General features: G+C 65.6%; 2 protein-coding genes and 1 pseudogene. All 3 read left to right on the forward strand.

Annotated features, from left to right (window positions below; translation table 11 throughout):
• Nucleotides 1–986: MATE family efflux transporter (locus AC1DJT_RS35995; RefSeq protein ID WP_476835987.1), on the forward strand; the 986-nt coding region annotated here is incomplete at its 5' end.
• Nucleotides 987–1,301: 315 nt separating this feature from the next.
• The gene (locus AC1DJT_RS36000; RefSeq protein WP_476835988.1) at nt 1,302–2,075 is read left to right on the forward strand and encodes a L,D-transpeptidase; all 774 of its coding nucleotides are present in this window, start codon (nt 1,302–1,304) and stop codon (nt 2,073–2,075) included.
• Nucleotides 2,076–2,267: 192 nt separating this feature from the next.
• Nucleotides 2,268–2,545: pseudogene (locus AC1DJT_RS36005) on the forward strand (UDP-glucose 6-dehydrogenase); the annotation flags it as partial.

Consider the following 2,545-nt stretch of genomic DNA (forward strand, 5'->3'; position numbering starts at 1 on the left):
ATGTCCACACCCTGCAATGGAGCCTGCTGCCGTTCTTCTTCTATCTGGTCCTGCGCGGCTTCGTCGCGGCCTTGCAGCGGCCATTCTGGGCCTTCGTGGTCGTGCTGTTCGCCGTCGCATTCAATGTCTTTGCCAACTGGTGCCTGATGTTCGGGCGGCTCGGCTTCCCGGCCCTCGGTCTGCCGGGTTCGGGGATCGCCACCGCACTCTCCTCGACCCTGATGTTCCTTGGACTTGCCATTGTCGTTTCGGTCGACAGGCGTTTCCGGCGATTTCATCTTTTCGGGCGCTTCTGGGTGCCGGACTGGCCGCGATATCGCGCCTTCTGGCGGCTCGGCTTCCCGATCGGCCTGACGCTCGCCTTCGAGGTCGTGATCTTCAACGGCGCCGCCTTCCTGATGGGGCTGATCGGCTCGACCTCGCTGGCCGCGCATGCGATCGCCATTCAKATCGCGTCCCTGACCTTCATGGTGCCGATGGGCATCGGCCAGGCCGGCACCGTGCGTGTCGGCCGCGCCTATGGTGCCGGCGATCGCGACGGCATCACGCGTGCCGGCACCACCGCGATCGTGCTCGCGATCTCCTTCATGGCGCTGACCGCGCTCGTGATGCTGCTGGCTCCCCACCTGCTGGTCGCGCCCTTTCTTGATGCCAGCAAACCGGGTTCGCAGGCTGTTGCCGAACTCGCGATGCGCTTCCTCCTGTTCGCAGCGATCTTCCAGATTGCCGACGGCGCACAGGTGGTCGGTTCCTGCATCCTCAGGGGCCTGCGCGACACGCGCGTGCCGATGATCCTGGCCGGCCTGGGCTATTGGGGCATCGGGCTGCCGCTTTCGGCGGCTCTCGGCTTCTGGACACCGCTCGCCGGCAGCGGAATCTGGATCGGACTGGCGACCGGCCTTGCCGTGGTGGCGGTGCTGATGCTGTGGCGCTGGTCGCAGCGCGAAAGGCTCGGCCTGGTCGCGCCCGCGTCGACGCCAAGCTAGGTTGCACCGGCATTGCAGGGCGGACACAGCAAGCCGCCAGCGATGTCGCCGGTTTCCAGGAGTTTGCGCGATTCGGCGCTCTTTTTGCCAAGCACCCGCCTGATCGCCTGATAACACGGCCGATTTCCCGGTGTTTTCGAGCTGTTGCGGATTCAGCACAGCCAGCTGAAGACACAATTTCGCCGCACTGTGTTCACCCCACGGCCACGCCATCCGCCTTGAACCCCATTGGGCGAAGACGTGGAACACCGTGGAACTGCGCGATCGCTCGTCCGTTGCTAGTCCCGCAAGACCAAGAATACGCGAGCCAAACTGATGTCCTTCGACTCGATCGCCGGCGCACTCCGCMATCGCCTCTTCAAGCGCATGATGGTGCTGCTCTTGCCGCTATCGCTGGCAGCCTGTGTCGGCGCGCGCCAGCAAGCCCTCGAGGCCGCGAGACCTGCCGGACCGAGCGCGGCTGCACTCGCCATGTATGGCGAGATGCCCGACGAGAAGTTCCCTCTGCCTGAAACCGACATTACCGAAGTCGACCCGCGCTTCCTGAGGCAGGAAGTCGCCTATCCGACCAGCGAGCGGCCCGGCACGATCGTCGTCGACACTAACAAGCGCTATCTCTATCTGGTCCGAGAGAACGGCCGTGCCATCCGCTACGGCATCGGCGTCGGCAAGCAGGGCATGTCCTGGCGCGGTCGCGCAACCGTTGCCCGCAAGGCAGCCTGGCCGCGCTGGACCCCGACCCCTGCGATGATCGCGCGTGATCCTGCCAAGAACCGCCCCTGGGCCGGCGGCATGGACGCGGGCCTCGAGAACCCGCTCGGCGCGCGCGCGCTCTATCTCTATCAGGGTGACCGCGACACCCTCTATCGCATCCACGGCACCTCGGAGCCCTGGACCATCGGCACGGCGGTTTCGAGCGGCTGCATCCGCATGTTCAACCAGGATATCATCGACCTGCACAGCCGCGTGCCCACCGGCACCACCGTCGTGGTCCTCAACCGCACCCCGCTGCTGAAGCCGGAGCCCGGCGAGAATTTCGACGAATTCGTCTCCGAAGGTGTCGAGCCGGCCGAGCCGTTCGAAGGCTGATCGCCACCCTCCGTCATCGCCCAGAGATTGGCGCGCATCACCAACCCATAGGGTTCGGTGTTGCGCGCCTCTTCATTTCCCAGCGCCTTAAATTGATATAGGCGGTGCTAGGGCGGGGAGCCGTGCTCCAGCTGCCGCATACGAGAGGCCCGGATCAATCCCGCTCCGGCCCGCGAGAGAGGACGACACCTCATGCGCGTGACGATGATCGGTTCGGGCTATGTTGGCCTGGTCTCGGGTGCCTGCTTCGCTGATTTCGGCCATGTCGTGACCTGCGTCGACACCGACGCTCGCAAGATCGAGGCGCTCAACCGCGGCGAGATCCCGATCTTCGAGCCCGGCCTGGACGATCTCGTCGCCAAGAATGTGCGCGAAGGCCGCCTCTCCTTCACGACCGAGCTGGCCGGTGCCGTCCGCGGCGCCGACGCGGTCTTCATCGCAGTCGGTACCCCGGCCAGGCGTGGCGACGG

It is taken from the genome of Allobosea sp. 05T422_2 (assembly GCF_056396265.1).